This is a genomic window from Pseudomonas sp. AC255, assembly GCF_979258175.1.
In genome coordinates, this window is the sequence record NZ_OZ409841.1 from 2,549,481 (window position 1) to 2,574,719 (window position 25,239).

Consider the following 25,239-nt stretch of genomic DNA (forward strand, 5'->3'; position numbering starts at 1 on the left):
GTTATCAACCATAGTCGGGAGTCGGAAGACGGGATGCTGCGAATGGATCAAGACCGCGCAATATTGCGCTGGAGAATGCTGACTGGGAGGCTCCGAGAGGGTGTTCATGTAGATCCTGAATGAAAAATGGCCTTCGAGCGTACAGGTTTGACCGGCCTGCTCCACAGCGGGAAATCATTTCAAAATCTGTATGAATGACCTTGATCGGAGATTTTCAGCGTTGCCGAAAAAGCCTTCGCGAGCAGGCTCGCTCCCACAGGGTGCGAGCGGTGCGGCGGATTCAGCGTAGACCCAGCTCATCGATATGCTGATACTGCGCTTGCAGCGCGGTCGCCAGATCCTTCGCCCGGCCCAGTCGGATCGGCCCGCGTTCGATGTCGATCAGCAATCCCGGGCACGCCAGCACCGGCAACCCCGACAGCTCTTTCAAGCGACCATCGGTCACGATCAGACAGCGTTGCTGTTCGGCGGGAAAGCGCTTGCGTCTAACCGTCAGCCATTGCTGCGCCTGTTCCAGCGCCGCGAGCAACGGCGTGCCGCCACCAGCGCCCAGGCCGGCGAGCCAGGTGCTCAGGCCGCTTGAGGCCTTCAAGCCTTGCACCTGCCATTTCGGCGCAGAACCACTGGCGGTCAGCAACGCCAGCCGCGCCCGCTGGCGGTAAGCATCGTCGAACAACTGCGCGAGCAGGCCCTTGGCATCGCTCAAGGCCTGATGGCGACGGGTCGAAGCCGACGCGTCGACGATCACCAGCCAGACTTCATGGGGCGAACGGGTACGCTGTTGAAACAGCAAATCGGCGCGGCGCTGAGGGAGGCCATTGAGCAGCGTGCCCGGCCAGTTCACCGAACCGCTGCTGGCGCTCTGGCGTTGGCCCTGACGACCGTTATCGAGTTGTCCGGCACGGGGTCTGGCATTCGCCCCCGCGTCGGATCGGGGGCGAATGCCTAGGGCTTTTTTGCCTGTGGCGGCCAGCTCGGAACTTCGCGGCGGGCACCGGTGGCTTGCGCCGTTGCCGGCATCTCGCCCCACTGGCCCTGGCCTTCGCCGGATTTGCTGTCTGTGCCTGACGGAGATTGCGCTTGTGATTGGGCGCTGGATGAAGTTTGTTCGCGACGGCGATGGCGCAGGGCAAATTCGGCCACCGCGTCGATATCCTCTTCAGCAATCGCATCGGCCCCACGCCATGCCGCATGGGCGCGAGCCGCGCGCAACCAGACCAGATCAGCGCGCAAGCCATCGACGCCGGCGGCGAAACAACGCTCGGTAATCAACGCCAATGCCGCATCATCCAGAGGGATGGCCGCCAAGCGCTCGCGGGCGCTTTCACAGCGCGAACGCAGGATGTGTTGCTCGCTCGCCCACTGCGCGCAGAACCCTTGCGGATTGCTGTCGAAATCCAGCCGCCGGCGAATGATCTGCCCGCGTTCGGCGGGCGCAGTGTGGCCACTGAGGGCAACGTTCAAGCCGAAGCGGTCAAGCAGTTGCGGCCGCAGCTCGCCCTCTTCCGGGTTCATGGTGCCGATCAGAACGAATTTCGCCGAATGCCGATGGGAGATGCCGTCACGTTCGATCAGGTTGGTACCGCTGGCGGCGACATCGAGCAGCAGGTCGACCAGATGATCGGGCAGCAGATTGACTTCATCGACGTACAGCACGCCACCGTCAGCCTTGGCCAGGACACCGGGCGAAAACTGCGCGCGACCGTCGCTCAGGGCAGCGTCGAGATCGAGGGTGCCGACCAGGCGCTCTTCCGTGGCGCCCAGCGGCAAGGTGACGAACTGGCCGCTGGCGAGCAGGTCCGCCAGGCCCCGGGCCAGGGTCGACTTGGCCATGCCGCGCGGACCTTCGATGAGTACGCCGCCGATTTTCGGGTCGATGGCGGTCAGGCACAGGGCGAGCTTCAAGTCATCGGCGCCGACCACGGCGGAGAGCGGGAAATGCGGGGTGTCGGTCATGGGTTTCTCTTTCGTGGTCGTGGATGGTCGTGACGTTGTGGTGTGTCAGTTGTTGCCCTCGCCCTAGCCCTCTCCCAGAGGGAGAGGGAACAGACCGTGATGGCCTCTCGAGTTCTGTCGACGTGATGCATCGGGTCGACGCAAACTTCGACAGCGCTAAAGATCGGCCCCCTCTCCCTCCGGGAGAGGGCTGGGGTGAGGGTAGCTTTTTAGCGGCTACATATCTTCCTCGATATCCAACAGCAAATTCTCCAGCGCTTCTTTATAAGCCCCCGGCTCCTGCCACATCCCGCGCTGCTGCGCTTCGAGCATGCGTTCGGTCATGTCGCGCAGCGCATGGGGATTATGCTCACGAACAAAATCCCGGGTCGCCGGATCGAGCAAATATGCCTCCGCCAGCAACGCATATTGATGGTCGTCGATCAATTGCGTAGTCGCATCGAAGGCGAACAGATTATCAACCGTCGCCGCCAGTTCGAACGCGCCTTTGTAGCCGTGACGCTTGACCCCGTCGATCCACTTCGGATTCGCCGCGCGCGAGCGCAGCACGCGGTTCAATTCTTCCTTTAAGGTACGAATCTTCGGCAGATCCGGTTGGCTGTGATCGCCGTGATAGCTGGCCGCCGCTTCGCCGCGCAGCGTCTCCACCGCCGCGAGCATGCCGCCCTGGAACTGGTAGTAATCGTTGGAATCGAGCAAGTCATGCTCGCGGTTGTCCTGGTTTTGCAGCACCGCTTGCACCTGGCTCAGGCGCTGGCTGAATTGCGCGCGGGCGGCCGTGCCCTCGTCGGCACCGCCGTAAGCATAGGCGCCCCAGTTCAGGTAGACCTCGGCGAGGTCTTCGCGCGACTGCCACAGACGTCCGTCGATAGCGCCTTGCACCCCGGCGCCATACGCCCCCGGTTTCGCGCCGAAGATGCGCCAACCGGCCTGACGCCGCGCGGTATCCTCATCGACGCCCGATTGCAATAACGCCTCGCGTTCGGCACGCACCTTGGCGGCGAGTGGGTTCAAGTCATCCGGCTCATCCAGTGCGGCCACCGCTTGCACGGCGGCGTCGAACAGGCGGATGAGATTGGCAAACGCATCACGGAAAAACCCCGAAACCCGCAGCGTCACATCGACTCGCGGACGATCGAGCAGACTCAGCGGCAGAATCTCGAAATCATCCACGCGCTGACTGCCCGTGGCCCAGACCGGACGCACGCCCATCAAAGCCATGGCCTGAGCGATGTCGTCGCCGCCGGTGCGCATGGTTGCGGTGCCCCACACGGACAAGCCGAGGTGGCGCAAGTGATCGCCGTGATCCTGCAGGTGTCGTTCGAGAATCAGCGTGGCGGACTGGAAACCTATGCGCCACGCTGTAGTTGTTGGCAGATTGCGCACGTCGACTGAATAAAAATTACGCCCGGTGGGCAACACGTCGAGGCGGCCACGGCTGGGCGCACCGCTGGGGCCGGCCGGGACGAAACGACCGCTGAGGGCGTCGAGCAGACCGCGCATTTCGGCGGGACCGCAAGCGTCGAGGCGCGGGGCGACGACTTCGCGCAGATGGTCGAGTATCGAATCAACCTCAGCCCACCACGACCCTTGTAGGAGCGAGCCTGCTCGCGAACTCTGTGTGTCATTCAACAATGATTTACCTGACTCACCGCTTTCGCGAGCAGGCACGCTCCCACAGGGGACATTCAGTGCTTGGGAGATCAAGTCTGCGGCAAATAACTCGAGGCGTTCGCGGGTGTCGCCGGCGGTGCGCCAGACTTCTTCGCTGAGGGTCTGCAACTCGGTCGGACGCGGGCCGCTCCACGGCTCGGCCAACGCGCAATCCAGCGGATCAAAACCGAGATCAAACGCTTTGGCCAATGCTCGCAGCAGACTCGACTGCGCTCCCTTGCCGTCACCGCGCGGGATGCGCAGCAATGCCAGCAACGTGTCGATACGCAAACGCCCGCTCGGCGACTCGCCAAAGATGTGCAACCCATCACGAATCTGCGATTCCTTCAGATCGCACAGATAAGTGTCCAGACGCGGCAACCAGATCGCCGCATCGGCATCGCTGTCCAGCGCGGCATCCAGTTGCAATTCGCGGTCGATTTGCGTGTCCCGCACCAATTGCAGAATGTCGCGCTGCAACTCGCGGGCACGGCGCGGATCGAGCAGTTGCGCCTCGTAATATTCGTCGGCCAGCAACTCCAGATTGCGTAGCGGCCCATAGGTTTCGGCGCGGGTCAGCGGTGGCATCAGGTGGTCGATGATCACCGCCTGCGTGCGCCGCTTGGCCTGGGCGCCCTCGCCCGGATCGTTGACGATAAACGGATAGATATTTGGCAGCGGGCCGAGCAACGCATCCGGCCAGCAGTTTTCCGACAGCCCAACCCCTTTGCCCGGCAACCATTCGAGATTGCCGTGCTTGCCGACGTGGATCACGCCGTGGGCGCCGTAGGTGTTGCGCAACCAGAAATAGAACGCCAGATAGCCGTGCGGCGGGACCAGATCCGGGTCGTGATACACCGCGCTCGGATCGACCTGATAACCCCGGGCCGGCTGAATGCCGACAAAGGTCAGACCGAAACGCAGACCGGCGATCATCAAGCGACCGTCGCGGCACATCGGATCATTGTGTGGCGATCCCCAACGCTCGACTACCGCCGCGCGATTCGCCTGCGGCAGTGCATTGAACATTGCCAGGTAATCGTCCATCGCCAGGCTCTGCTGGCACGGGCGCAGGTCGAGACTGTCGAGGTCGTTGCTGACACCACCGAGCAATTGCTGGATCAGCTCGGTGCCACTATCGGGCAACTCGGCCGTGACCGGATAACCCTCTTCGCGCAAAGCGCGCAGGATGTTCAGCGCCGCCGCTGGCGTATCGAGGCCGACACCGTTGCCAATGCGGCCGTCGCGGGTCGGGTAGTTGGCAAGGATCAGCGCGATGCGTTTTTCGCCATTGGGCACCCGCCCCAGAGCAATCCAGCGCCGCGCCAGTTCGGCGACGAAATCCATGCGTTCAGGTTGGGCGCGATAACAGACCACATCGGACTGGCTGCGCTCGCTGCGCCAGGCCAGATCCTTGAAGCTGATCGGTCGGCTGATGATGCGCCCGTCGAGTTCCGGCAAAGCAATGTGCATCGCCAGATCGCGCGGCCCGAGGCCCTGTTCACTGTCGCGCCAGCCGGGCTCATTGTCCTGGGCGCAGATCGCTTGAATCACCGGGATGTTGCGGCGAAACGGGCGCAGATGCGGCGCCTCGGGACTCGATTGGGCAAAACCGGTGGTGTTGAGAACCACCCCCGCCTCGACTTCATCCAGCCAGTCCTCGACCACCGAAAGGCAGCCGGGCTCCTTCAGACTCGCCACCGCGATCGGCAGCGGATTGAGTCCGGCTGCCTGCAAACGCTGACAGAACACATCGATGAACGCCGTGTTCGCCGCCTGCAAATGCGAGCGATAAAACAACAGCGCCGCCACCGGTTGACCGGGCAGCCATTCGGCTTGCCAGTCACTCAGGGCAGCGCTGTTTTTCTGTGGGTGATAAATCGCCGTGCGCGGCAGGGTTTGCGGCTCGCCCCACGAATAATCCCGGGCAAACCACTGGTCGCCCAGGCAACGGAAGAAATCCAGCGCATTGCCCATGCCGCCCTGACGCAGGAATTGCCAGAGTCGATCGCGCACTTCGGCGCTGACCGTGCTCAAGTCACTGAGCTCGGGGTCCGGGCGGTCATCGCCAGGCACCAGAATCAGTTGCACGCCGCGTTCGGACAACTCGACCAGCCGCTCGACACCGTAGCGCCAATAGGCAATGCCGCCATGCAGGGAGATCAGAATGACCTTGGCGTGGCGCAGCACTTCGTCGACATACAGATCGACCGAGGCATGATTCTGCACCTGCATCGGGTTGGCCAGACGCAGGCTCGGATAATCATCGGGCAGTTGCTGCGCAGCCTCCGCGAGCAGCGCCAGGCTGGAATCGCCGCTGCACAGGATCACCAACTCGGCGGGGGTTTGTCCGAGATCGGCAATGTTGTCATCCGAGACGAATCCGCCGGGCTGGGTCCTGAGCAGGTGCATGACTTAAACGCTGAGCGCAGCGCGCAACTGCGCTTCGAGTTGTGCCGCATCAAGCTCCTGACCGATCAGCACCAGACGCGTGACGCGCGCTTCTTCGGCGCCCCACTGACGGTCGAAATGCTTATCGAAACGCGTGCCCACGCCCTGGATCAACAGGCGCATCGGCTTGTTCGGAATCGCCGCGAAGCCTTTGACCCGCAGGATGCCGTGCTGCACCACCAGTTGCGTCAGCGCGTCGAGCAGCAGGCTTTCGTCGGCTTGCGGCAATTCGATGGAGATCGAATCGAAGGCGTCATGATCGTGATCGTCGTCATCACCGTCGTGGTGATGATCGTGGTGGCTGTGGCGGCTGTCGATATGCTCTTCAGAGCCGGCACCGAGGCCGATCAACACGTCGAGCGGCAGGCGGCCGTTGCTGGCTTCGATGATTTTCACTGCTGGCGGCAGCTCTTCGGCGACTTCAGCGCGTACGCGAGCCAGGTCTTGCGGGCTGGTCTGGTCGGCTTTGTTGAGGATCACCAGGTCAGCGCTGGCCAGTTGATCGGCGAACAATTCGTGCAGCGGCGACTCGTGATCAAGGTTCGGATCGAGTTTGCGCTGGGCATCGACCTGATCCGGGAACGCAGCGAAGGTGCCAGCAGCGACGGCCGGGCTGTCGACCACGGTGATGACTGCATCGACGGTGCAGGCACTGCGAATTTCCGGCCACTGGAAGGCTTGCACCAACGGCTTGGGCAGGGCCAGGCCGGAGGTTTCGATGAGAATGTGATCAAGGTCACCGCGACGGGCGACCAGTTCGCGCATCACCGGGAAGAATTCTTCCTGCACCGTGCAGCACAGGCAGCCGTTGGCCAGCTCATAAACGCGGCCGCTGGCCTCTTCTTCGGTGCAGCCGATGGTGCATTGCTTGAGGATTTCACCGTCGATGCCCAACTCGCCAAACTCATTGACGATCACCGCAATGCGCCGGCCCTGAGCGTTGTCGAGCATGTGCCGCAGCAGCGTGGTTTTGCCCGAACCGAGGAAACCGGTGACGATGGTGACGGGGAGTTTGGCCAGTGTTTTCATCGGTATGCCCTTTGGCAAGCGGCGGGCATACGGGACGAGAACCGGCAGCGCGCGTGCACGCCGGAAGCATTCGCCACCGGATCACCCCGCCCGGTTGTAGTGAGAATCTGTGACGAGGCAGGTCTCCTGGCTGACGGCGTTCAGGCGTTGGGCCTGGCGTCCATTGCGCCTTCCCGCTGGCTCATCGGTTGAGCTGGCAGTGGCGTGGCAACGAACATCACCGTTCACAGTTGCGGGGGCAGCCGCGGCTTTGACCGCGTTCCCTTCTTAGCTTCGGCAAGTGCCGAAGAACCTCGAAAGCGCAAGGCTACGCATGGGTCCGTCGTGGGTCAATGGTCGGTGAGTCTGAAACTGGGGGTATATCCGTTGCTGCGGTAACGGCTTCTTATGGTTTCGCTCTTACAGCGAGTCCCTTTTTCAAACGCCGGAGTGCCGGCCCAGCAAAAAGGAACCAAAAGGCTTTGCCCCGGCGTACGGCCCGCTCGCTGGGGCTCGGGGTACCTTCGTTACGGGACCGATCCGGGCGCAGCGGCTACGGTTTGCTTCGCTGCACCTCCTTCCGCTGTGTACGACTGCGTCGTACGGTCGCTGCGCTCCCCCCGGATCGATCCCGTAACGAAGCCTGCCGAAGGGGCGAAAGATCAAAAGCCAGAGCAAAAGCAAAGGCAAAAGCAAAAGATCGCAGCCTTCGGCAGCTCCTACAGTTGGATCGCGCACCAGCTCAAGAACAGGTTGGCTGTCAGGCCGCCTTCGCGAGCAGGCTCGCTCCCACAAAAGCAAAAGCAAAGCAGCGCAGCTGCCCGCGGCGAAGCCGCACCACTCAACAATGAGCGCAAGCTCGAGTGCTTTTGATCTTGATCCACCGGCGACGTCGGAAGGGTGAGTGGAGGGATTGATCCGGGCGTGGGAGCGCAGCGACCGTACGACGCAGTCGTACACAGCGAGTGTAGGTGCAGCGAAGCAAACCGGAGCCGCTGCGCCCGGATCAGTCCCGGAGCGAAGGAACCCGAGCCTGCGAGGGCCGAACGTAGGAGCAAGTCTTTTGGGTGCTTTTTCGGCGTTTGGAAAAAGTGCCTCGCCGTAAGGGCGAAACCGTAATCAGCAACACCCGCAGCAACGGATATACACACAAAAACATCAGAAAAATGCCCACACCGCAGTACCGGAAACTCCCGGAAATTGACTAAAAACCCAAACCCATGTTCTCCTGCACACCTTGTTACGGGTGCCCTTCACAGGGTGAAACGGGAAACCGGTGAATCATGTGCTTTACTCAAAGCCATGTCAGTCCGGTGCTGCCCCCGCAACGGTAAGCGAGCGAAGCGTCAGATCCACTGTGCCCCGGCATGGGAAGGTGATGCTTGCAGGTCGGCGACCAGCCAACCCCTCGCGAGCCCGGAGACCGGCCCGCAACACCCAGCACGCGCAAGCGCCGCTGAACACAAACAAACCCGCGGTGGGCGGGCGCTGTTCGAAATCCCTGCGTGCCCGGCCCGCAGGGATTTTCATGCGCTCTGTTTACCCGCTGACATTTCAGAGGGAAGCGCTATGTCGATCATCAGTAACACCGTCAGCCACACTGACCACATTTCCAGCAGCACCACACTCGGCCAACGCGTCGTCGCCGCCCTCTTCGCCTCGATCCTCGGTGCCAGCCTGGTCTGGTTCGCCGGTTTCTCGCACATCGAAGCGGTGCACAACGCCGCCCACGATACCCGCCACAGCGCCGCGTTCCCGTGCCACTGAGGCTTGCCGAAATGATCAAGCGTATCGCGCAAACCGCAGGCTTCACCGGCTTGCTGGCCGCCCTGCTCCTGACCTTGCTACAGAGTTTCTGGGTATCGCCACTGATTCTGCAGGCCGAAACCTTCGAGAAGTCCGAACCGGTCGCGCAAGTCCACGAACACGCCGTCGGCACCGCCGCCCACAGCCATGATGGCGAAGCCTGGGAGCCGGAAGACGGCTGGCAGCGCGTGGTCTCGACCACTGGCGGTAATCTGGTGGTGGCGGTGGGTTTCGCCCTGATGCTCGCCGGCCTGTACACCTTGCGCGCGCCGACCAAGACCTCGCAAGGGCTGCTCTGGGGTCTGGCCGGTTACGCCACGTTCGTTCTCGCGCCGACCTTGGGCCTGCCACCTGAGTTGCCGGGCACAGCCGCCGCCGATCTGGCTTCGCGGCAGATCTGGTGGATCGGCACTGCCGCTTCGACCGCTGTCGGCCTGGCACTGATCGCTTTCAGCCGTCACTGGCTGATGAAGCTTCTTGGTGTAGCGATTCTCGCCGTGCCGCATGTGATCGGCGCGCCGCAACCGCAGGTGCATTCGATGCTCGCTCCAGAGGCACTGGAAACCCAGTTCAAAATCGCTTCGCAGCTGACCAACGTCGCGTTCTGGCTGGCCTTGGGCCTGATCAGTGCATGGTTGTTCCGCCGCAAAAGCGCAGGCCCATATCAGGCATGACCGATGACCGCGCAGCGCCGACCCTCGTGGTCGGTCTCGGCTGCCAGCGGGGCTGCCCGGCCAGTACGTTGCGTGCGTTACTCGACCAGGCTTTGCAGGCACACCGCATCGAACTGCGAGCGGTCAAGGCTCTGGCGAGTATCGATCTCAAGCGCGACGAACCGGGGTTGCTGGAACTGGCCACACAGTTGAACCTGCCGCTGCAGTATTTCAACAGTGCCGAACTGGCGCCCTATCAGCAGCGCCTCAGCCATCAATCGCAGATCGCCTTTGAGCGCACCGGCTGCTACGGCGTGGCGGAAAGCGCCGCGCTGGCGCTCGCCGAGCAACTGATTCAGGCGCCGGCGAAACTGCTGATCCACCGGCAGAAATATGCGCAGGCCACGCTGGCATTGGCCGGCGCTGCATAAAATCCCGATAATCCCCGCCATCGATCATGAGCACGCTTCATCTGCAGTGTGCCTGCGCCTCTTCACAAGGATTCAACGATGACCGTCTACTTCATCGGCGCCGGCCCCGGCGACCCGGAACTCATCACCGTCAAAGGCCAACGGCTGATTCGCAGCTGCCCGGTGATTATCTACGCCGGTTCGCTGGTACCCGCAGCGGTGCTGGAAGGTCATCAGGCCGAAATCGTGGCCAATAGCGCTGAACTGCATCTGGAACAGATCATCGATCTGATCAGGACTGCCCATGCCCAAGGCCAGGATGTGGCCCGTGTGCATTCCGGAGACCCAAGTCTGTACGGCGCGATTGGTGAGCAGATCCGCTACTTGCGTGAGCTGAACATTCCTTTCGAGATCATTCCGGGCGTAACCGCGACGGCGGCATGCGCAGCGCTGCTGGGCGCCGAGTTGACCCTGCCGGACATTTCGCAAAGCGTGATCCTGACCCGTTACGCCGACAAGACCGCGATGCCCGCCGGCGAAGAACTGGCGAGCCTGGCGCAGCACGGCGCGACCATGGCCATTCATCTGGGGGTCAATCATCTGGAAAAGATACTGGTTGAACTGCTGCCGCATTACGGCGCGGACTGCCCGATTGCCGTTATTCACCGCGCGACATGGCCGGATCAGGACTGGGTGGTAGGTACATTGGCGGACATTGCCGCAAAGGTCGAGGCCAAAGGCTTTCGGCGTACGGCGCTGATCTTGGTTGGCAGGGTGCTGGGCAGCGAGGTGTTCAGCGAGTCTTCGTTGTATCGGGCCGGGCATGCGCATCTTTATCGCCCTTGAAGACGCTTTCGCGAGCGGGCTCGCTCCCACAGGTGATTGCATTTCAATGTGGGAGCGAGCCTGCTCGCGAATGGGGGCGGCAAAAGTTACCCATAAAAAAACGGCGCTCACGGGGCGCCGTTTTTCATGATCGCAGCGAACACCTTAGTAGTAGGCGTTTTCTTTCTGCGTGTGGTCGGTCACGTCGCGAACGCCCTTGAGCTCCGGAATGCGCTCGAGCAAGGTGCGCTCAATGCCTTCTTTCAAGGTTACGTCAGCCTGGCCGCAGCCCTGGCAACCGCCGCCGAACTGCAACACGGCAATGCCGTCCTCGACAACATCGATCAGGCTGACCTGACCGCCGTGACTGGCCAGCCCCGGGTTGATCTCGGTTTGCAGGTAATAGTTGATGCGCTCGTTGACCGGGCTGTCGGCGTTGACCATCGGCACCTTGGCGTTTGGCGCCTTGATGGTCAGCTGGCCGCCCATGCGGTCGGTGGCGTAATCAACGACCGCGTCATCAAGAAACGCTTCGCTGAAGGAATCGATGTAGGCGGTGAAGCTTTTCAGCCCCAGCGCGGTGTCTTCAGGCTTCTCTTCGCCCGGCTTGCAGTAGGCAATGCAGGTTTCGGCGTACTGGGTACCAGGCTGGGTAATGAAAACGCGGATGCCGATGCCCGGGGTGTTCTGCTTGGAGAGCAGATCGGCCAGGTAATCATGGGCGGCGTCAGTAATGGTAATAGCGGTCATAAAAACTCCTCGCAGGCGTGGGCGCAGTTTACGCCAATCGGCGCGGCTGACAAAGTCCTAGTATTTTTGTCGGGAAAGAATCTCGTAACACGCCTGCGAATCATCAAAGGTTCTCGTACCGATTCATATCCAGCACGCCCTCTTCCACCGGGTCGGTTTCGTGGATGTATTGGCTCAGATCGTGGAAATACAGCCAGAACTGCGGGTGACTGCGCCGAATGCCCCAGCGTTCGACGATCTTTTCGAACCGATTGGCATCCTTGGCATTCTCCATCGCATCGACAAACGCCGGCACCTGCTCGGCCGGGACGTTGAACATGAAATTCGGGTAACTGGTGAGTACGCCCGGATAGACAGTCAACGTGTCGAGCCCCGGCTGATAGCGCAGCGACTCACCGAGCAAAAACGCCACGTTGCTGTGGGCGCGGTTGCGCAGCACGCTGTAGACCTCGCGCTTGCCACTGGCGGTTTCAACGCGCAGCAAGGTCGCTTCGGGCAACTGGTCGATGACTTTCAACCCTGCGGCCGGTCGCGAGGCCAGACGGCTCAGGGCCTGCTCGGCGTTCTGCAACGCCGGATCGATATTCGGTCGCGAGCAATAAGCGCCGTCGCAGCGATTGATCGGGTCCGGCCGTGCATTCAGATCGCCGTAGCGCGCCAGCAACTGCATGGCGAAATCGTGTTTCGGGTCTTTTTCGTCGAGTTTCAGCGCGGTCGGTTTGTCGTCATCGATCGCCTCGTAATCGAGCCACATCTTGAACTGACCGCCATCCTGATACCAATCGTTGAGGTAATCCTCGCGCGAGTCGGCGGGCATCAGGCGCAGGAAGTTCTGCTCGGCGCCGTTACGGATCAGGTCGAAATACAGGCGAGTCTGCGCTTGATGGGAGACGTTGCCGAACACGTCGAAGTTAACCGCGAGCTGATAATAGGTGCGCTCCAGCAGCGGATAGTCGAACAGCCACATGGTTTGCGGCACCTCACCGATAAGCCCCTTGGTCACCGAAGCACTGTCGAAGTGGCGGAAAATGCTCAGCAAGGCGTTGTCGTTGCCGGCCCACAGCGTCGACCAGCTCGGCGCCGGCAGATCGGCATAGCTGTCACGGCGCAGTGCCTCGTATTCGTTGCGCTTGTCGCGGTAGTTGCGCCACAGACTCAGCACGCTGCCGACATCGTCGTTCTGCCCCGGCATCGCCAGCAGCGGCGTGGCCTGGCCGCGGTAGTTCGGGTCGGTGATATAGAGATCATGTTCCGGCGCCTGGAACAGCGCCCAGAAGTTGTCGCGGATCACGTCGGTCGCGATCTGCCCACGGCACACCGGGCCGCGAATGAAGGTGCGGACGAAGTATTCAGCGTTATCGAGCATGAATTGATAGCGCGCCTGCGCCGGAATCGCCTCGAAGGTGGCAAACGGATTGGCGCGGCTTTGCGGCCCGTAACCCGGTAACGCGTTGACCTGCCAGTTGCCGCTGTAGAACAGGCTCTTGATCCGGGCCATTTTCGCCGCGCTCAGCGGATAAGTGATGTGCGTCTTGTGCACGATCACCCCTTGCACCGGCCACAAGCGGTAATACACCTGCGTGCCCGGGTCGTCGTTGGGGCGGCGAGTGGCGATCAGATCAATCGGCTGGCCGCTCGGCGTGCGCGAACGCACCCACTGGAAATAATGCCCCGGCTCGCCGTCCTTGAAATAGATGTGCGCCAGATACCAGTGCTCGAACAACCAGCGCCCGACCAGACTTTGCCGAGCACCGGGAGCATTGAGCAGGTTCTCCCACTGCAGGATCTGCATGGCCTCTTTGGCACTCGGCGCCAGGCTCTGTTCGTCGATCGGCGCGCCAGACGCCAGCCAGCGCTGCAAGGTCTGGTATTGCTGGTCGGTCAGGCCAGTGACCGCCAGCGGCATGCCCTCTTTCGGGTGCGCGCCGGCATATCCGTCGAACTCCGCAGGCATTGCGCATAGATTGTTGCGATTGAGCCCAAGAACAATCTCTTCTGGCAGTTTGGCGTTCGGCGTCAGCGGCGTCTTGTGGCCGAGTTCAAGCATCCGTGCCATCAGCGCGGCCTGACTGCCCTGGGCGTCGAGCACCGAATAGAAGTCTTTCTGTTGCCAGCCGCGCTTGCCGAAGGCGTCGTAAAACAAGCGCGTGGTCGGTGCCGCCTGGGTGCGTTCGCCGTCATATACCGGCATCTTGCTCGCGCCACGGGCGGCGCCTTCGCCACTGCCGAGATTGAGCTGACAGGCCGAGTCATAGCAGGCATGGCAGGCTACGCAATTCTCGGTAAAGATCGGTTGGATATCGCGGGTGTAGGAGATGGAAGAAGAGATGGCAGGATCTTGCGCCGCAACGCTCCCGCTCAGGACCAGCAACCATAAACTGATGAAGCGGTGCGGCATGCTGCTGATCTCGATGATAAAAAAAGGCTGCGATTCTACCGTTATGACGCTCGCACCAACATGAGCGATATTCATGCAAAAGCTGCACATGCTCCAAAAGCGCACAGGTTTGCTATGATCGCGCTCCTTCGTAATGGTCTTTCCGAGTAGTCCACATGTCCGATCGCAGCGTCCGCCTTCAAGCTCTCAAGCAAGCCCTCAAAGAGCGCATCCTGATTCTCGACGGCGGGATGGGCACGATGATCCAGAGCTACAAGCTCGAAGAACAGGATTATCGCGGCAAGCGCTTCGCGGACTGGCCGAGCGACGTCAAGGGCAACAACGACCTGCTGGTGATCACCCGTCCGGACGTGATCGGCGGTATCGAAAAAGCCTATCTGGACGCCGGCGCCGACATTCTCGAAACCAATACCTTCAACGCCACGCGCATTTCCATGGCCGATTACGGTATGGAAGAGCTGGCGTACGAGTTAAACGTAGAAGGCGCACGTCTGGCGCGCAAGATTGCCGACGCCAAGACCGCCGAAAACCCGGCCAAGCCGCGCTTCGTGGCCGGCGTGCTTGGCCCGACCAGCCGCACCTGCTCACTGTCGCCCGACGTCAACAACCCCGGCTACCGCAACGTCACCTTCGATGAGCTGGTGGAAAACTACACCGAAGCCACCAAAGGCCTGATCGAGGGCGGCGCCGACCTGATCCTGATCGAAACCATTTTCGACACCCTCAACGCCAAAGCGGCGATCTTTGCCGTGCAAGGTGTGTTCGAAGAGCTGCACGTCGAATTGCCGATCATGATTTCCGGGACCATCACCGACGCCTCCGGCCGTACGTTGTCGGGCCAGACCACCGAGGCGTTCTGGAACTCGGTAGCGCACGCCAAGCCGATTTCCGTAGGCCTGAACTGTGCCCTCGGCGCCAGCGAACTGCGCCCGTACCTGGAAGAGCTGTCGAACAAGGCCAGCACCCACGTATCCGCGCACCCGAACGCCGGCCTGCCGAATGAATTCGGCGAGTACGACGAACTGCCCTCGCAAACCGCGAAAGTCATCGAAGAGTTCGCCCAGAGCGGTTTCCTCAACATCGTCGGCGGCTGCTGCGGCACCACCCCGGGGCACATCGAAGCGATTGCCAAAGCTGTGGCCGGTTATGCGCCGCGGCAGATTCCGGACATCCCCAAGGCCTGCCGCCTTTCGGGTCTGGAGCCGTTCACCATTGATCGCAGCTCGCTGTTCGTCAACGTCGGCGAGCGCACCAACATCACCGGCTCGGCAAAATTCGCCCGCCTGATCCGTGAAGACAACTACACCGAAGCCCTCGAAGTCGCGCTGCAGCAGGTCGAGGCCGGCGCGCAGATCATCGACATCAACATGGACGAGGGCATGCTCGATTCGAAGAAGGCCATGGTCACCTTCCTCAATCTGATCGCCGGCGAACCGGATATCTCGCGCGTGCCGATCATGATCGACTCGTCGAAATGGGAAGTCATCGAAGCCGGCCTCAAGTGCATCCAGGGCAAGGGCATCGTCAACTCGATCAGCATGAAAGAAGGCGTCGAGCAGTTCATCCATCACGCCAAGCTGTGCAAGCGCTACGGCGCTGCGGTGGTGGTGATGGCCTTCGACGAAGCCGGCCAGGCCGACACCGAAGCGCGCAAGAAAGAGATCTGCAAACGCTCCTACGACATTCTGGTCAACGAAGTCGGCTTCCCGCCGGAAGACATCATCTTCGACCCGAACATCTTCGCCGTCGCCACCGGCATCGAAGAACACAACAACTACGCCGTCGACTTCATCAATGCCTGCGCCTACATCCGCGACGAACTGCCGTATGCGTTGAGCTCCGGCGGCGTGTCCAACGTGTCGTTCTCGTTCCGTGGCAACAACCCGGTGCGTGAGGCGATTCACTCGGTGTTCCTGCTCTACGCGATCCGCGCCGGGCTGACCATGGGCATCGTCAACGCCGGTCAACTGGAGATCTACGATCAGATCCCGGTGGAGCTGCGCGACGCGGTCGAAGACGTGATCCTCAATCGCACCCCGGACGGCACCGACGCCCTCCTCGCCATCGCTGACAAGTACAAGGGCGACGGCAGCGTCAAGGAAGCCGAGACCGAAGAATGGCGCAACTGGGACGTCAACAAACGTCTGGAGCACGCGCTGGTCAAGGGCATCACCACGCACATCGTTGAAGACACCGAAGAATCCCGCCAGTCGTTTGCGCGGCCGATCGAAGTGATCGAAGGCCCGTTGATGTCCGGCATGAACATCGTCGGCGACCTGTTCGGCGCCGGCAAAATGTTCCTCCCGCAAGTGGTGAAATCCGCGCGCGTGATGAAGCAGGCCGTGGCGCACTTGATCCCGTTCATCGAACTGGAGAAAGGCGACAAGCCGGAAGCCAAGGGCAAGATCCTCATGGCCACGGTCAAGGGCGACGTGCACGACATCGGCAAGAACATCGTTGGCGTGGTGCTTGGTTGCAACGGCTACGACATCGTCGACCTCGGCGTGATGGTCCCGGCCGAGAAGATCCTGCAGGTCGCCAAAGAAGAAAAATGCGACATCATCGGCCTTTCCGGCCTGATCACGCCGTCGCTGGACGAGATGGTCCACGTTGCCCGCGAAATGCAGCGTCAGGACTTCCATCTGCCACTGATGATCGGTGGCGCGACCACCTCCAAGGCGCACACTGCGGTGAAGATCGAGCCGAAGTACAGCAACGATGCCGTGGTCTACGTGACCGACGCCTCGCGCGCCGTCGGCGTGGCGACACAGTTGTTGTCCAAGGAGCTCAAGGCCGGTTTCGTCGAGAAGACCCGCCTGGAATACATCGACGTGCGCGAGCGCACTTCCAATCGCAGCGCACGCACCGAACGCCTGAGCTATGCCGCCGCCATCGCCAAGAAGCCGCAATTCGACTGGGCCAATTATCAGCCAGTGGTACCGACCTTCACCGGCAGCAAGGTGCTCGACAATATCGATTTGAACGTGCTGGCCGAGTACATCGACTGGACGCCTTTCTTCATTTCCTGGGACCTGGCCGGCAAGTTCCCGCGCATCCTCGAAGATGAAGTGGTCGGTGAAGCCGCCACTGCGCTGTACAAGGACGCCCGGGAAATGCTCACCAAGCTGATCGACGAAAAGCTGATCAGCGCCCGTGCGGTGTTCGGTTTCTGGCCGGCCAATCAGGTCAACGAAGACGACATCGAGCTGTACGACGATAACGGCAAGCCATTGGCCAAGCTGCATCACTTGCGCCAGCAGATCATCAAGACCGACGGCAAGCCGAACTTCTGCCTCGCCGACTTCGTTGCGCCCAAAGACAGCGAAGTCACCGACTACGTCGGCGGCTTCATTACCACCGCCGGCATCGGCGCCGAAGAAGTGGCCAAGGCTTATCAGGACGCTGGCGACGACTACAACTCGATCATGGTCAAGGCCCTCGCCGACCGCTTGGCCGAGGCCTGCGCTGAATGGCTGCACCAGCAAGTGCGTAAAGAACATTGGGGTTACGCCAAGGATGAAACCCTCGACAACGATGCACTGATCAAAGAGCAATACCGTGGCATCCGCCCCGCTCCCGGCTACCCGGCCTGCCCGGATCACACCGAGAAAGCGGCACTGTTCACCCTGCTCGATCCAGAGGCTGCGGAAATGCGCGCCGGGCGCAGTGGCGTGTTCCTCACCGAACACTACGCAATGTTCCCCGCCGCTGCGGTCAGCGGCTGGTACTTCGCCCATCCGCAAGCGCAATACTTTGCGGTGGGCAAGATCGACAAGGATCAGGTGCAAAGCTACACCGCACGCAAGGGACAGGATCTGAGCGTGACCGAGCGTTGGCTGGCGCCGAATCTGGGTTACGACAGCTGAGGCTTGTTGCAAAGCCGATCCGGGAGTTTGCGATTCCCGGATCGGGTCAGCTCCTCAGTCCCGACGCGAGGATGGCCCCGGTTGCGGTGACGCCGGGCGTGTCTGCGAATCCCCTGCAGCGACCCGCGCAAGGTTTTCCAGTTCCTGGCGAGACAGCTCCTTGAGTTTGTCGGTGCGTGCCTGCGCCAGCTCGATTTCCAACTGGCTCATCGCTTCCACGTACAGTCTTCGCGAGTCCTCGTCGTTCCACTTGTCTGGATGCGCATCCTCGACTTCTTCCTGACGATGTGTGGCGCTGCGTTCAAGCTCATCGAAGATGGCGGCGTGTCGGTCGCGCATGTAGCGAATCCAGTAATCGCGGGCAATCAGGTCCTCGAGGAACAGGCCTGACGCTTCGTCGGCCAGCACAGAAGCGCGTGCCTCGCTCAGCAGTTGTCCCTCGATCGGTGTCCTGTACAACATGTGATCCGGTTGCGCAGGCAGCTCTAACCCGTCGGGCCAGCCGCGCGTCATGCCGATTCGGTACTGCAGACGGATTTCGGCCCGGTCCTGGAACCTGCCAGCTGCTTCCGCCAGCCTGTCGACCCTTTCCAGTCGGAACAGGCGCCGCGTCAGCTCGACCAACGCCATGCCGCGCTGATCAGGCAGATGGCGTGGGATGTCGCGCAATGCGGTGTATTCATAGACCCGCGTTTCCAGCTCACTGAACGACAGTATTCGGCCATCGGGGCAGGTGCCGTGAGTCGCGGAGTTGAAGAAGAGCAACTCGCGCAACTCCGTGTTTTCGCTTGCCGCTTCTATCACCCGCCATACCCGTTGCGTCAGATCAGCGCCCGACACACTGAAATCGGCAGTGTCGTGCAACATCGACAGCAGGTGAAAGAACGCCTCATGGTTGGGTTCGCGCGCCAATTGCAGCCATAGCGCTTGCCGCGTTTCGCGCGTCTGGGTCCGGGTGTAATTGAGCCAGGTGTTCATTGCCTGCTCATCTACGTCTTGCTGCGGATTGGCGATGATTTCGTCTGCTTCTACGGCTTCATGCCTGTCCACGCGTCCGGCACCGCCGGCATTACTGTCATCGCTATCGCTACTGTCGGAATCAAAAGGCGTATCGGGCTCGCTTTCGGACGTCGCTTCATACTCGGTAATTGCGCGCTCGAGAGATGCAAACGAATACCCCATGACGCCACGGTTCGCGTTAGCCGCACTGTAGTCCCTGAGCTGTTCCAGACTGTCGAGAGGCAGTCGGTTTCCGCGCAGGTCGGTGCCTGCCACCAGTCGCTCATGGTTGCCATCCAGCAGCGTGTCGGGAAATAGGGAAATACGGTTGCCAAGAAGATTGAGAGTTTGCAAATGCTCCAGTGCCTGTACCCCATCAGGCCAGTGGCTTATCGAATTGAGAGACAGATTCAGGCGCTCGATCCGGGTGAGTGCGCTGGCGTTGAATTGGCTCAGTTGGTTATGACTCAGATCCAGCGAACGCAGGCGATTGGCCATTTGCTGCAAAACGCCAGGCGCTTCAGCAAAATGGTTAATGCGTAGCTCCAGATGCTCCAGCCTCTGCAATGTACCGACAGCCTCCGGTAGCCCCTCCAGATTGTTGGAGTTAAGCACCAGCGTGGTCAGTTCAGGGAAAGCGCTGCAAAAATCATTCAGGCTCTGCAAGGAAAACCCTACCGAAGTCAGGTCGAGCGTTCGTACTTGCGTAAACGCGTTCGACAGAGGCGGCAACTCAACAATGTGCAAGCCGCTGAGGTCGAGCTTGCGACCCGCTTCTTCGGTATGACGGGTCAGTCCATCGACCCAGCAATCACGGATTCTCATCGCCGTGAAGACTCTGTCTTGCGTCGAAACCCTCGCGGCCGCCGGCTTGAAGATCCAACCGTTCAACTGACGCGTCAGCGCCTCGTCACTCTCTCGCCAGTCCTTGATCCGGGCATCAATCTGCGCTTCATCCAACCCTGCGCCGCTCAACCGCGCCATACAGTGCTGGGCCTGTTCCTGGGAAAGGTCCGGACTCAATTCCCGCAACCGCCTGACCAGACCTGCGCTACCTTCAGCCGCAGATGACGCAGTACGCAGTGGTAACAGAAACTCGTGGATCCGGGAAAACGCGGTGCCTGGCACCGAGGTGTTCGCAGCGACCAGGTAGCCGGCCGGCTGACTTTCATAGCTTTTCAATGCACCTCGAGGCAAACCGTTGCTCGCCTCGATACGCCCGCGCGCCGTCGTCAGAGCTGCCTCTGCCTCAGCGCTGAACGGGTTCCCGGTCAGATGGCTCTTGAGCAATACGCTGTCGATGGCAAGAACGCGCTCGGGCAGCGAATCGAGGCTGTTGTCTCGCAGATCCAGCCACTTCAACCCGGACAGATTTTCCGCCCCCGCTGGCCACGTTTGAAGGCTATTGCCACTCAAATCCAGCACTTCGAGCTTCGGCATGGCCGTCACGTCCAGCGCCGTCAAACGGTTGCGCCGCAAGTTCAGAAACTCAAGCGCCTTGAGCTCGGCGAACTGGCTTTGAATTTCCCCGTAGAGGTGATCTGGTTGCTGGACAGGTCCAGCCGCGTCAGCTGCGCAAAATCCGCCGGTTTCACCGGCAACTCGGTCAATCCGCAGCCAGTGATTTGCAGTGTCCGCACGCCGCTGAACGCTTGCAGAAAAGCCTGAATCTGTCCAGCCGGCACGTTCAACCGATCCAGACGTAAGGTCTGCACATGGGAAAATGTACCGGCCGGCAATGGCACAAGCTCGCTGATGGCCGCGCCATGGTTCAAACCGTCTGTGTCAGACAGCTCGAATACCAGAGAATCGTCCCCCAGGTCGAGCAGGCGATAGCGTTTGCGTACGCTCGCGCGCCAGTTTTCCTCAAGCTCACGCACCACCGCGCTGTTCGGCGGCGACTGCCAGCGCGGCTCGCGTGCAGCGCCACGCAGGCCATCGGACGTCGTCGGTTGATAAAACCGACGGAAGATCCCGGCGTGTTCCAGGCGCAGCAGTTCGATCGCTTTCAACCGGGTTTCCGGGGTATTCCAGACAGTCATGATGTGCTCAGGCAACGGATCGAGAAAGCGGCCTTCACCCGTGAGGAATTTCAGTTCACCGAGGCAGTACTGGCGGACCATCAAGTTCAGGTCCATCAGATGCCCCATGGACCCCGAATAATTTTTGACGTACTCGAATGCAGGTTTGAATGCCTCATGGGAGAAGTTCGACCAATTCAGTGACAGGCCCGCCCACAGTTTTTCATGGCCGGTATAGAGCGCTGGAGGAATGGAAGCGATTGACGTCCGAAACAGATCCAGCCTCTGCAGCTCGGGAAGCGCTTGTACAGATGCTGGCCATTGCGTCATGCCGGGTGCTTCGATCTTGAGTCGTTTCAGGTGTTTGAGCGCGGCCAGTTCCAGTGCCGGCGGGTTCTCGTCAATGAATCCTTGAAAATCGAGTTCAAGGGCTTCGAGCGAGGTCAACATTTTCACCCGCTGAGGGAAATCTGTGGCCATTGCCGGGGCCGAGGTCCTCAGCTTGAGCGTTTTCAATGCAGGCATCCTGGCTAAGCTTGCGGGCAGAGAGGACAGCGACTGCTGGTGCATACCCAAATCAAAATAACTCTCGCGCTCACCCAGCGAGAGTTTTTCCAGGCCGGGAAACCGGGCAAGAAAAGCGTCGGCATTGCCATCAGTAATGCCATCTCCGCGAAGGGACAATTTACGCACGTGGGAAAAGTCTGCTGTCAGCGCGGGCAAAGCATCGTAAGTCACCAGGCGCAGTTGATCCGCATTGGGCACTTCATCGACCAAAAGGGCATTGCGCCAACTGGTTTTAAGCGCTTGCGCGACCAGCAGATTCTGAACAGTACCGGAAGGTTCCCAGGGAGCCATCGCGTTGGTCCCCGCCCACTCGTCCAGTGTTGCCTCAAGTTGTTGCCACTCTTCGCGTCGCGACTGCAACCACCGAAAAATCTCCCGGTTGTTTCTGCCCGCACGCACCTGCTCAAGGATCAATCCACTGGCCTGCTGATCGGTGAGGCCCGGGTAGAGGTCGCGCAGGTCGGCAACCAGATTGCGCTCCAGCCAACCCGCTCTTCCGCTGGCGAGATAGCCGATCAACGCTTCGTTTACCCGTACAGGCGGTCTCATCCACTGCGCTGGCTGTTCCAGCAATGCGGCCGCCATGCCGTGGTGCTGGTCAGCGTGGGCGATGATTTTCTTTTGCAGTTCGGCCGACTGACTGACCTCGGGCACCCCCAGGGCGTGCCGCGCGTGATCCGGCAGAGCGTGCATGAGAGAGGCATAAAAGTTGTCGCCGTGGCGTGGCAGGCTGTTGAGCGTTTCGCCTCGGTCGTTGAATGCCTGAAATTGCTGGCCGCTTTTGATCAGGTACTTTCTCTCGAAGGCCGTCTGGCTGCCAATGCTCTCAAGCAACGGACCGCTGTCGCTGCCCTCGCGTATTTCAAGGCGCAAGTTGTCCGGCCAGCCGGGCAACCGCTCAAGCGTGTGCAACGCCAGGCGTCGACTGTCCGCCGAGGCAATATTCTCGCTGCGCAGCCCCGCATATGCCCGCACCTGCCGGCTGCGGCGCGCATACCAGCGAGCTTCCTCCAGCATGCGCAGCGGTATGGGACGAGTTGAGCCGAGCCGTTGCAGTTCATCCGGCCGCGCCTGCGCCAGCACTTGCTGTGCAGCTGACTCACTGAGTCCCGGACAGGCGTTCTGCAATTGCCTGACCTGATCGGCGACAGGCTCGGTGCCCTGATAAATACTGTCGTAAATGGCCGATTGGCGGGTTTGGGCATAGGCCGCAATTTGCTTGGCGAGTTCTGCAGGTCTCGCTTCTCGAACCCGCGCACCTTCACCTCCGAGCAGGTGGACGATTTCCGATTCATCCAGTCCGCCCAGAACAAGCTGCGGCAGGTCGCCGCTGAGGACGTCCGCCCGGGAAATCCGGATCGGTGCCTTGCCCCCGACACCCCGCACCCGATATCCGCCGCCATACTTGACGGATCTGCCGGTCAGTTGCGTCCCCTCAAAGACTTCCAGTACGCGATTGGCCGGCCAGCGCGGCATGTCAGTGACCAGTGGCAGGGCATACAGATACTTGTCATCGACCGGCGCCCCACCCTCCAGTTGCTCAATGACTTGCGCGGCTTGTGCATCGGTTTTCAACAAGCGCATGGCCTGAATCAGCTCCGGTGGCGGCACCCCATGGTCGAGGTGCATCTTGCGCAACATATCGTCGCTGACGCCGCTGATATCCATCGCTTTGAGCAGCTCCGTATCGGATAGCGGCTCGCAGATGTGGCCCATGCGCCGCAACAGCGTCAGACGATCCCATTCCAGAGGACGTTCCAGGGTATGGCGCCACGCTCCATGGCCATTACTTTGCAGAACAGGTTGATAGGCTGCAGGATCGGTCGGGTGCTTGATGCGCCACTGGTTGATCGAGTCGTCGAAGACCTGCTCATACACCTTGTTGTCCTGACGGATCCAGGTTTTGCCATCCACCGCATACTGCCCGGAAGGATTCGGGGTCAGGTGTGCGTCAAGGACAACAGCGGCCTCGTAGCCGCTGAGATCAGGTTTCCACAGGCGGGTTTCGCCATTGGGTAACGTGACCGGACTCAACTGTTCGATGACCGGTACAGCCCTGGCGGCCGAGAACTTCCTTACACCTGCTCCAACACCCGCCATCACGGCAACCTGAGCGAGATTTTCGGCCACGTCGACCAGGTGATCCCTGGCGGCCCTGCGATCACCTTCACTCCACTCGATAGCGCCTTCAAGGGTTTCATACAGCAGTTGTCCCGCCATCACGATCATCATTGTTTCGCCCAGCACAGGCACGAACATCGACACCAGATTCAAGCCCAGCATGCCGATCTGCATCAGATGGGCCAGTTTGGCATCTCGTGCGTTCGCATCGACATCGGCAGTGGGTACCGCGTGGCTTCGCGCGTCGGCCAACACCTTGGCGCGATTCTGCGCATAAAGGTATTGCCACAAGTCCTCGTTGGGCGCCCAAAGCCCCCTGCCCTTGCGTTCGACTGTCGAAGGCGCGATGTACGGATCAACCGCCGGCTCCCACTTGACCGTGCGTTCGGGCGGAACCTGTTCGATGGTGGTGAATGTAGAACCACTGGTAAAACCCTGTACGAAGGCCAGCCAAGGGGAACGCAGAACGTCCCAGGCATCGCCAGGTGAGTCGGCTGCCTTTTGCCTGAACTGGCTGAAATAGTACGGGCGCTGATCATAGGGCAGGAACTGACTTAAAAAACGCTGGTATGCGGTGGGCTCTGCGCTGGTCTGTTGCGACGCATCACGTGCGGTGAGCAAGCGCTTGAGCTCTTCGCGCATTTGCTCGAACGTGTAGCGCTTGAGCGGATGTTCCGGGTCGTTGGGGATGTAAAGGATCAGTTCATCGGTGTAACGGTATTTTTCGCAGATGACGAAAGCCACGCACCCGGTCAGCCTTTTTTCATCAGGCCGAGGTCCTGGAACCAGACTTGCTTGCGCCCCATCCACGGGTGCATTTCGCCGTCGATGACCGAGAGGATCATCGCGTGATCTGCCGCCTCGATGTCATTGCGCAATAGCGCCTGTTCGGCTGCGGCGCGCATCGCTGCCTTCTGGCTGGCGATGAAGCGTTCGCTGAGCACCGCCTCTGCCACCGCGTCCCCCGGATGGAAAAATCCCTGCAGGTATGTCTGGTATTGCTGGCCTATATCCAGATTGCGGCAAAGGTGCAAAAACTGGCTGACCGTGAGGCCTGTGTCGACGTGCTTGAATGTGTCCGCAGCAGGCGTCGCCACAACAAAACCGGAGCTCGAATGATAAGTATCTTCACATTCGTCAGCTTCGAAGTTGTGCAGCGAGGCTTCCAGCAGCGTGATCTTGAGAACCTCGAACGAGGCCAATACGGTTCTCTGAATACCCATTTCGACCGGGCGCCGCAGACATAACAGGGTTTTGTCTACATCGATTTCCAGCGCGTATTGGTCCTTCAAGGCTTTGATCAATAACGGCCTGGCGAATGATTCGACATCGACGAATTTCGCCATGCTTTTGTCGAGACTGTTCTGGGCAATGACGCTGGCCTTGAAAGTCTCGTCGAGGGTTTTGCGCTGGGCCGGCGTCGCATGCTGATACCAGGACGGTAACGCGGTCGGAACCGCCTTGAGCGCCTCGCGCCGATGCGGCAAAGCGCTGGTCAACCATTGCGGGATCGATGTCTCGAGAAACTCGCCGTGCAGACTTTGCGTTGCAATGAGCTTTACTGACCGACCGGGGTCTGCCGGCTGAGCGGTCGACGCAGGCAGCGCCGACACTGGTTTGGGCGGGATAACGTTCATGGTCACTCCTTTTTCATGGAGCGGACAGCAAACCATGTCGCGTTAGTGCTTCTGCGTTATCCGGGTATCGCTCAGAGCAGACGGCCGGGTGTCGCTCAGAGTTGTCCGGGCCGCTTCG

Annotated in this window: 14 protein-coding genes and 2 riboswitches; of the genes, 5 read left to right on the forward strand and 9 right to left on the reverse strand. The window is 60.8% G+C overall.

Annotated elements, in window-relative coordinates; genetic code table 11:
• Positions 1–280: 280 nt before the first annotated feature.
• The 4 genes from ACZZ0K_RS11640 to cobW form a co-directional block, all read right to left on the reverse strand.
• Complete coding sequence (locus ACZZ0K_RS11640) at positions 281–973, reverse strand: vWA domain-containing protein (RefSeq protein WP_236169036.1); 693 nt, start codon at positions 971–973, stop codon at positions 281–283.
• On the reverse strand, positions 946–1,956 hold the full coding sequence (locus ACZZ0K_RS11645) for an ATP-binding protein (RefSeq protein ID WP_258708073.1): 1,011 nt from the start codon (positions 1,954–1,956) through the stop codon (positions 946–948). Before ACZZ0K_RS11645 ends, ACZZ0K_RS11640 begins: the two co-directional genes overlap by 28 nt.
• 216 nt (positions 1,957–2,172) lie before the next feature.
• Positions 2,173–6,021, reverse strand: a complete 3,849-nt coding sequence (gene cobN / locus ACZZ0K_RS11650; protein WP_258708072.1) for a cobaltochelatase subunit CobN — start codon at positions 6,019–6,021, stop codon at positions 2,173–2,175.
• Between the two features lie 3 nt (positions 6,022–6,024).
• Positions 6,025–7,089 carry a cobalamin biosynthesis protein CobW gene (gene cobW / locus ACZZ0K_RS11655; protein WP_258708071.1) on the reverse strand — a complete coding sequence of 355 codons (1,065 nt, stop codon included), beginning with the start codon at positions 7,087–7,089 and terminating at the stop codon, positions 6,025–6,027.
• Between the two features lie 99 nt (positions 7,090–7,188).
• A riboswitch (cobalamin riboswitch) is annotated at positions 7,189–7,400 on the reverse strand.
• An 895-nt stretch (positions 7,401–8,295) separates the two neighbouring features.
• A riboswitch (cobalamin riboswitch) is annotated at positions 8,296–8,514 on the forward strand.
• 123 nt (positions 8,515–8,637) lie between these two features.
• On the opposite strand from cobW, the gene ACZZ0K_RS11660 reads away from it, so the two are divergent.
• The 4 genes from ACZZ0K_RS11660 to cobM all read left to right on the forward strand — a co-directional run bounded on the left by ACZZ0K_RS11660 (position 8,638) and on the right by cobM (position 10,783).
• Positions 8,638–8,835, forward strand: coding sequence for a CbtB domain-containing protein (locus tag ACZZ0K_RS11660; RefSeq protein ID WP_150742002.1), 198 nt, complete (start codon positions 8,638–8,640; stop codon positions 8,833–8,835).
• Positions 8,836–8,846: 11 nt separating this feature from the next.
• Positions 8,847–9,548: a CbtA family protein gene (locus ACZZ0K_RS11665; protein WP_217850313.1), complete on the forward strand. Its 702-nt coding sequence runs from the start codon at positions 8,847–8,849 to the stop codon at positions 9,546–9,548.
• The gene (locus ACZZ0K_RS11670; RefSeq protein ID WP_122507089.1) at positions 9,545–9,958 is read left to right on the forward strand and encodes a cobalamin biosynthesis protein; all 414 of its coding nucleotides are present in this window, start codon (positions 9,545–9,547) and stop codon (positions 9,956–9,958) included. Before ACZZ0K_RS11665 ends, ACZZ0K_RS11670 begins: the two co-directional genes overlap by 4 nt.
• Positions 9,959–10,036: 78 nt before the next feature.
• Positions 10,037–10,783 carry a precorrin-4 C(11)-methyltransferase gene (cobM, locus tag ACZZ0K_RS11675; RefSeq protein ID WP_252869345.1) on the forward strand — a complete coding sequence of 249 codons (747 nt, stop codon included), beginning with the start codon at positions 10,037–10,039 and terminating at the stop codon, positions 10,781–10,783.
• A gap of 144 nt (positions 10,784–10,927) precedes the next feature.
• Here cobM and nfuA read toward each other — a convergent pair whose 3' ends face one another.
• Both nfuA and ACZZ0K_RS11685 read right to left on the reverse strand, forming a co-directional pair.
• Positions 10,928–11,512, reverse strand: coding sequence for a Fe-S biogenesis protein NfuA (nfuA, locus tag ACZZ0K_RS11680; protein ID WP_003225494.1), 585 nt, complete (start codon positions 11,510–11,512; stop codon positions 10,928–10,930).
• Positions 11,513–11,615: 103 nt separating this feature from the next.
• On the reverse strand, positions 11,616–13,910 hold the full coding sequence (locus tag ACZZ0K_RS11685) for a fatty acid cis/trans isomerase (RefSeq protein ID WP_258708070.1): 2,295 nt from the start codon (positions 13,908–13,910) through the stop codon (positions 11,616–11,618).
• A 155-nt stretch (positions 13,911–14,065) separates the two neighbouring features.
• Here ACZZ0K_RS11685 and metH point away from each other — a divergent pair, with 155 nt between their 5' ends.
• Positions 14,066–17,776, forward strand: a complete 3,711-nt coding sequence (metH, locus tag ACZZ0K_RS11690; protein WP_150741997.1) for a methionine synthase — start codon at positions 14,066–14,068, stop codon at positions 17,774–17,776.
• 54 nt (positions 17,777–17,830) lie between these two features.
• Here the strand turns inward: metH and ACZZ0K_RS11695 are convergent, their stop codons facing one another.
• From ACZZ0K_RS11695 to ACZZ0K_RS11705, 3 genes are read right to left on the reverse strand one after another with little or no spacing between them, the layout of a single operon-like run.
• Entirely contained in the window at positions 17,831–20,254 is a 2,424-nt protein-coding gene (locus tag ACZZ0K_RS11695; protein WP_463559110.1) for an NEL-type E3 ubiquitin ligase domain-containing protein, read from the reverse strand.
• Positions 20,255–20,256: 2 nt separating this feature from the next.
• Positions 20,257–24,294, reverse strand: a complete 4,038-nt coding sequence (locus ACZZ0K_RS11700) for a hypothetical protein (protein ID WP_463559111.1) — start codon at positions 24,292–24,294, stop codon at positions 20,257–20,259.
• A complete protein-coding gene (locus ACZZ0K_RS11705) occupies positions 24,237–25,121 on the reverse strand; it encodes a dermonecrotic toxin domain-containing protein (RefSeq protein ID WP_463559112.1) in 885 nt (294 codons plus the stop codon). The genes ACZZ0K_RS11700 and ACZZ0K_RS11705 overlap by 58 nt, the downstream gene beginning before the upstream one ends.
• Positions 25,122–25,239 lie beyond the last annotated feature (118 nt).